6 protein-coding genes, 1 tRNA gene and 1 pseudogene are annotated in these 6,551 nt (G+C 57.6%); 4 read left to right on the forward strand and 4 right to left on the reverse strand.

Features of this window, described 5'->3' with window-relative positions; genetic code table 11:
• Window positions 1-12: 12 nt before the first annotated feature.
• The 4 genes from thyX (at window position 13) to LPA44_RS06450 (ending at window position 3,436) form a co-directional block, all read left to right on the forward strand.
• Window positions 13-756 (forward strand): FAD-dependent thymidylate synthase, encoded by a 744-nt coding sequence (gene thyX, locus LPA44_RS06435; protein WP_230888764.1) that lies wholly within the window; start codon window positions 13-15, stop codon window positions 754-756.
• A 210-nt stretch (window positions 757-966) separates the two neighbouring features.
• On the forward strand, window positions 967-1,941 hold the full coding sequence (locus LPA44_RS06440; protein ID WP_230888765.1) for a transcription initiation factor IIB: 975 nt from the start codon (window positions 967-969) through the stop codon (window positions 1,939-1,941).
• Window positions 1,942-2,071: 130 nt separating this feature from the next.
• A tRNA-Glu gene (locus LPA44_RS06445) sits at window positions 2,072-2,146 on the forward strand.
• 186 nt (window positions 2,147-2,332) lie between these two features.
• Window positions 2,333-3,436: a tyrosine-type recombinase/integrase gene (locus LPA44_RS06450; protein WP_230888766.1), complete on the forward strand. Its 1,104-nt coding sequence runs from the start codon at window positions 2,333-2,335 to the stop codon at window positions 3,434-3,436.
• Window positions 3,437-3,736: 300 nt separating this feature from the next.
• Here LPA44_RS06450 and LPA44_RS06455 read toward each other — a convergent pair whose 3' ends face one another.
• The 4 genes and pseudogenes from LPA44_RS06455 to LPA44_RS06470 all read right to left on the reverse strand — a co-directional run.
• The gene (locus LPA44_RS06455) at window positions 3,737-3,991 is read right to left on the reverse strand and encodes a hypothetical protein (protein WP_230888767.1); all 255 of its coding nucleotides are present in this window, start codon (window positions 3,989-3,991) and stop codon (window positions 3,737-3,739) included.
• Window positions 3,988-4,269: a hypothetical protein gene (locus LPA44_RS06460; RefSeq protein WP_230888768.1), complete on the reverse strand. Its 282-nt coding sequence runs from the start codon at window positions 4,267-4,269 to the stop codon at window positions 3,988-3,990. Before LPA44_RS06460 ends, LPA44_RS06455 begins: the two co-directional genes overlap by 4 nt.
• Window positions 4,270-4,737: 468 nt before the next feature.
• Window positions 4,738-5,772, reverse strand: coding sequence for a hypothetical protein (locus LPA44_RS06465; protein WP_230888769.1), 1,035 nt, complete (start codon window positions 5,770-5,772; stop codon window positions 4,738-4,740).
• A gap of 236 nt (window positions 5,773-6,008) precedes the next feature.
• Window positions 6,009-6,551 (reverse strand): annotated as a pseudogene (locus LPA44_RS06470) (ISH3-like element ISH3B family transposase); the annotation flags it as partial.

Consider the following 6,551-nt stretch of genomic DNA (forward strand, 5'->3'; position numbering starts at 1 on the left):
TCCACGTTCAACATGCGAGTGCGTCTTCTCAACGCGACCGACGACCCGGAAGAACTCATCTGCCGGGGCGCGCGCAACGACTACATGAGCGGCTGGGTTGCCGAACAGGACTTCGAGGAAGCGATGGAGGGCGTCGAGGGCGATGATATTGAAGAGCAGAAAGCGAACTTCCTCGCGAAGCTCCTCAAGCGCGGGCACTACGGGCCCTTCGAGCACCCGAGTGCGACGTTCGCCATCGAGGGGATGAGTCGGTCGTGTATGGCGCAGCTCACTCGGCACCGGCACGCGAGTTTCGACGTGCAGTCGATGCGGTACGTCGCTTTCGATGAGGTTGATCCCGCGGACGTCGAGGAGGGTGAGATGGTGGTGACGCCGCCGTCGGCGACCGATCCGGATTGGATTGGTCGCAATCAGAAGAACGCGGAGGTCGACGAGGAGACTATCGAGCAGCGCGAGGAGATCTTCCAGCGGTCCGTCCGGCAGTCCGTTGAGGACTACCAGGAGTTACTGGAACTCGGGATGCCGCCCGAGGATGCACGGTTCGTCCTGCCGATTGGGACTGAAGTGAATGTCGTCGTCACGTTGAATCCGCGGTCGCTGATGCACATCGCGGACATGCGAGCGGCCGCGGACGCCCAGTGGGAGATTCGGGACCTCACCGAGCAGCTGTTGGACCTCGCTGCGGAGTGGTGTCCACATACGTTCGACTACTACGAAGCGGAGATGAAACACCGGAAGAACCGCCTCGCACCGTAACTGTCGGTTAGTCGCGGTCGGTATTTTCTCTGGCGTTGTCGCTGTGGTGTGTTCGCTGCCCGGAAATTTGTTGGAGTATGAAAAACGCTCGGAAATATCGATTGTAGTACTTAAGGGTGTCGCAAACTTTAAGTACTGGTGTCCCTTACCTATAGTTATACTGGGTGTCCGGGAGCCCACTGCGGACAACGTCCCGGAACGGAATTCAACATGAGTACGAAGACAATCCAACAGTACAGCGGAACGGCACAGCACGAGACAGACACGACCGAAACAGAACACGAGCAGACCCACACATGCCCCGAATGTGGCGGGTCCCTCCAACAGGACGAGACCCACGGCGAGACCATCTGTGTCGACTGTGGCCTCGTCGTCGAAGAGGACGACATCGACCGCGGCCCGGAATGGCGCGCGTTCGACTCCAGCGAGCAAGACGAGAAATCCCGCGTCGGTGCCCCCACGACGAAGCTGATGCACGACAAGGGGCTGTCGACGAACATCGGTTGGCAGGACAAAGACGCCTACGGCAACAGCCTCTCGTCCAGTCAGCGCCAGAAGATGCAGCGGCTCCGCAAGTGGAACGAGCGCTTCCGCACCCGCGACAGCAAGGAGCGCAACCTCAAGCAGGCGCTTGCAGAAATCGAACGCATGGGGAGCGCGCTCGGGCTGCCCGAGAACGTCCGTGAGACCGCCTCGGTCATCTACCGCCGCGCCCTCAGTGAGGACCTGCTCCCCGGCCGCAGCATCGAAGGTGTCGCATCCGCGGCGCTGTACGCGGCCGGCCGTCAGGCCAACCACCCGCGCAGCATCAAAGAGGTCGCAAACGTCAGCCGCGTCGACGACATGGAGTTCAAGCGGACGTACCGCTACATCGTACGCGAACTTGGCCTCGCCGTCAAGCCCGCCGACCCCGCTAGCTACGTCGGCCGCATCGCCTCCGAACTCGACGTCGAAGACCACGTCGAACGCCGCGCCCGCGAACTCCTCGACACCGCCGAGGGCACGGGCGTATTCAACGGCAAATCTCCGGTCGGCCTGGCCGCCGCAGCCATCTACGCTGCCGGCCGCCTGACCGGCACCCGCTCCACGCAGGACGAGGTCGCCGCCGCAGCCGACATCAGTACGGTTACCATCCGCAACCGCTACCAGGAGCTGCTCGAAGTCGCCGACACCACCTCGGCGTAACGCTCTCCGAGTAGTTCGGTAGTGTCGCTGTCCTTCGATGGATTCCCGAGGCTACGTGTGTGTCACTGTCTCAGCGTGCAGCCGAGACGAAACCGTTATTTGTACACCTCGGCTACGAAAGAGTGGACGCGCTCCGTTGGTGTAGTCCGGCCAATCATCTTGCCCTCTCACGGCAAGGACCAGGGTTCGAATCCCTGACGGAGCACTCCTTCCTTTCGCTGTCTTGCGATTCTGGCTGTGAACAATGAGCGTGTTCACCATTGCTTCAGGTCAAGCCAGAAACTAGGATTCGACCACCCCGACGCCGTACAGCGATTAACCCACTTGCCCGACCATCCCAATTCGAAGGACTCGCCAAATATACACGACGGCTCACCCGGAGGCGGTCCTAATGGTCGATTTAGACGATATCTCAGTCCTCACAGAGCCATCCAAGGAATATCTCAACCAACGTCAGGAACTTGACTACAAATCCGAGCGCGAGAGCTGCCTCAAGTGGCTACTTACGTTCGGAAAGAACCCAGAGAAAGCCGACGGCTACGCCCATGGAACCGTCAAACCCCGTTCGAGCCGAATCGACCAATTCTATCGGTTCGTCTGGGAGTACGAAGGCGGCTATACTGCAAACGTCACCCACGAACACGCCGACGCGTGGATGACCCACCTCGCCCAGCGAGACGTCAGTAATACCCACAAGTGTAACTGCCAGAAGGCAATCAAAATGCTGTTCAAGTGGCGCAAGCACGAGCACGGCTTCAGTGAATGGGATCCGAAGATCACGTTCTCCCAAGACTCCAGCTCGAACCCACGTGAGTTCCTGACCCGAGACGAACGTGCGGCAGTCCGTGACGCCGCCCTCGAATACGGTTCTGTCCCGGCTTACAACAATCTCACACCAGCCGAACGAGACCGGTGGAAGGCGTATCTCGCCCAGCGGTTCGACAAGCCGAAAGAAGATGTCGAACCGTCAGACTGGGATCGTGCGAACGGCTGGAAGGTCCCGTCGCTCGTATGGGCCAGCCTTGACGCCGGTCTCCGCCCCATCGAGGTCGAACGCTCCAAAATCAGTTGGATCGATACCGACAACTCCGTTCTCCGCATTCCGAAATCAGAGAGTTCGAAGAATCGAGACAACTGGGTTGTCAGTCTGCGCGAACGAACTGCGCAGGCACTGAAAAAGTGGCTGGATGAACGCGAGGCCTACGCCAAGTACGAAGACACAGACGCGGTTTGGCTGACGCGACAAGGAAATCCCTACGACACGTCCTCACTACGGTACCTTCTGAAGAATCTGTGCGAGATTGCGGACATCGACACGCAACACCGCCAGATGAGTTGGTACGCGATTCGCCACTCTGTTGGAACCTACATGACTCGTGAAGAAGATCTCGCGGCCGCTCAGGCCCAGCTACGGCATAAGAACCCAGAAACCACGATGAAATACGACCAGGTACCCATAGAAGATCGTCAGGACGCTTTGGATCGGATGGGATAAGAAAATCCCATCGGCGTTTTCTTTCGTACGCTTGGTCACAACCTGTGGATACTGGCTCTGCTGAGTTCAACACAGCTTCTGAAACCAAATCTCGATTAGGTTTGTTAGAACATTAGGATTTCAACAGAGCCGTCATAGAACAGAGGTCGAATGGTCGCCGGATAATGCTATTAACTACCTCATTCAGTTTCAGCTGAGGTCCGTCCGCAGTTCAATAGCACTGTATTCGAAAAACGGTATCCACACCGGAAATCTGGAGAATATCGAACTGACTCGGGGTTAGTCGCTCTCGTCTGCTCTCTATTCCCCGCCTTCGACGCGATCCAGCAACGCTTCGATTTCAGCTTGCTCGAACTGTGCGTCGGTCACGAATGTGAGGTAGCTGGAGTGGTCTTTCCCAGCGCCGTAGTGTTCGTAGAGTTCCCGGGCGGTGTTCAGACAGACGCGAGCCATCACGTCAGGATCCGCATCATCCTGGATTGCCCGCGCCATCGCCACGTTGATGATCGCAACGAACTTCTCCTCCGCAGAACGGTCGCTGTTTGATTCGCTCATTTTGACTCTTCCTGGCATTCGGTTTGCAGTTCGTCGATGAGGGCAGCGACGTCCGACGCAATTTCGTCGTGCCCACCTTCGATAGCGAGCCCAGCTATCTGCCCGGCTGCCTTCTGCATGTTGTCTACGAAGGCCGCCGACGACACGGTCTGTCCCGCACGCATCAACGTTCCACGAGGACCGCCTAACTGCATGCCCTTCTCGTCCTCTAACCGCACGAGGAGTTCCTTTGCTTCGTCCAGCTTCTGCACACGAGTAGCCGCGTTTTCCGATATCATGGGTCGGAGCAAACAAGTTGAGTAACCTCCCTCTTTTAAACATTAGCCATGAGCGCCTCGACAAGTTTCCGAGTACGCGGCTAATTCGCCTCTCTCAGACGTATCGAAATGGACGATATGACGTCGAAAGCCTGCAATACCCACGCATAGTACCGTATGTTAGATCCGACAGCACTCGCGGTGTCACCCACCGATTCGACCGGTTATCTGGTGGAAGCAAACTGTACGGTCGGTGATTCCCAGCGAAAACACGATATGGATTTTCCATAACCGCCCGGCAACAACGGACTGCTTTGCACTCAAGATGACCGTTCGCCACGGGCGTCAATCGGCAGCGGAAATTTCGTCGGCGAAAATCAACGGAATCTCCAGAATCTAGTGTCACTCGATACAGGCTACTACCAGAATACCGTTCTCGGCTTTCTGCCGCTTACTCCGCGCGAAGCCTTCCGTCGGGAGAGCATAGGTCTACGTATCGTCGGCGATGTAGATGAGGGTCTGAACGTCAATCATGGAGGCGCTTCCGGTTCGAGTTTCGATACGGTCGAGTAACTCACGACACGCAAGCGAAACCTCGTGGTACTGTCGAGCATCGAATCCTGAGTCAAGACCATCGGATGTGGAATACTGCTGGAAGAAGTGATCCATCCGCTGGTACTGGAACGTGATATGCTTCTGAGGGTACGCATACATGAGCAGCGCCGTCGCGGCCCGAAGAAGCGAACCCGGTGATCGGTCGTTTTCCTCGCGTGTCGTCAAATGACGGAATACTTCGTAGAATTCGTGCAGCCGATCGACGATTGACAACTCTTCGTTGTAGAGGTCACTGAGGACTCGCGCTGCTTCCTCAGGGTTCTCGCGGCAGTACGCCACGATATCATTCCATGTTAATCGGTGGAACTGTCCACCCATCATTTTCGCGGGCACATTCGAAACGGCATCAAACTCCTCGGGTGGCTCTTCGATCGCATCAAGGAACGCTGGAACGTCGTCCGCGGTCAAAGCGGTGAGATCGAAGGACTCCGTGACTACATCCTGGAAGTAATCTTTGAACTGCCACTTCCACGATTCGATATGTGTCCCACCCCAGTGCGACGTCTCCAAGTCGTCGTACGCACCAGAATCTCTGGCCTCGATGTGGTCCTCAATTAGTGAGTCAACACCGGTCCAGCGGAGTGATTCAGTCGCCCCCGTATGGATACGATGCCCGATTAGTGGGCGGAACAACGGCGCGTACGGACCAGTGAGTTGCGCGTTGATCGTGTCCCGGTCTGTGGTTTCGACGAGGCGAAAGAATTCGTCGATTTCGGCGTACACGGGAAGTTCGTAACTAGTCCCCTGCGACGCGTGCCCAACCTGCGAATTATAGGTGTCTGCGAACCGTTGAATCCCTGTAGTCACCGCATCGCGGTCGTTACCGACGTCATAGCCGAGGTCCTGCAGGACACTTTTCGCCTCAACCGAGGGGATTGCTTCATGGCCGTCTTGGAGTCGGCCATACAATTCGTACAACCCCCAGGGAGTGCCACCATCCCAGAACCGGCCTTCCCAAGCTCAGTACCTCACAAAGCATTCTCGGCTAGCTGTTTCTGAAGCCTGAGTTCCACGGCGGAGCTGTTGTGCTGGTGGTCTTGACGAGAAGATCTCCGACGAACCGACGGAGAGCTGTCGCTGTCGGCGGCGGCTGCCGCCGACGCGACAGCGTCGCCACTCCTGGCGAAGGCTACCCTGGTCGGGGATTAGCGGGTAAACCGGTCGTCTGGCGGTCGGTTTGCGGGGACGGCCCGACGCGTCGCGAGGGCCGTCCACGCTGCCCGTTGAATCATGTTGATGAACTCCTTGAACGACCACTTCCAGAGGCGACGCCCCCCACGGCGAGGCGTCGCCACGTACTCCCAATGTAAATACCGCCAGACGTTTTGTAACAACAGGCTCACCACGACGTACAGCAGCCGTACGACCGGATTTTGTGTTGAGGTCGTCGCAATACTTTGTTCAGAGAGTCGATAGCTCGCTTCGATACCGAAGCGTTTCGCGTAGTGGTATCGAGCGTCGCGTGGACTCTCGATGAACGGCGCGTCAGCGGCGTAGCCGTGACGCGCCACCCCATGTTCGTCGCACCGTCCGTTTTGGTACGTACAGTCGATGTAGACGAGAAACTCGACGGTCCAGCTGTGACCGTCGAGTTTCGCCGTCATGTCGTGTTGAATCACGCGACTCCAGCCTTCCGAGAGTTCTTGCTTGATCGTCTGTCCCCAGCGGACGATCGGCATGACGTAGGC

The organism is Halobacterium sp. KA-4 (assembly GCF_021028995.1).
Lineage (GTDB): Archaea > Halobacteriota > Halobacteria > Halobacteriales > Halobacteriaceae > Halobacterium.

Excerpts from the sequence above, each read along its gene's own strand:
- thyX (WP_230888764.1), top strand. The coding sequence starts at position 13 with ATGCGAGTGCGTCTTCTCAACGCGACCGACGACCCGGAAGAACTCATC.
- LPA44_RS06440 (WP_230888765.1), top strand. The coding sequence starts at position 967 with ATGAGTACGAAGACAATCCAACAGTACAGCGGAACGGCACAGCACGAG.
- LPA44_RS06450 (WP_230888766.1), top strand. The coding sequence starts at position 2,333 with ATGGTCGATTTAGACGATATCTCAGTCCTCACAGAGCCATCCAAGGAA.
- LPA44_RS06455 (WP_230888767.1), bottom strand. The coding sequence starts at position 3,991 with ATGAGCGAATCAAACAGCGACCGTTCTGCGGAGGAGAAGTTCGTTGCG.
- LPA44_RS06460 (WP_230888768.1), bottom strand. The coding sequence starts at position 4,269 with ATGATATCGGAAAACGCGGCTACTCGTGTGCAGAAGCTGGACGAAGCA.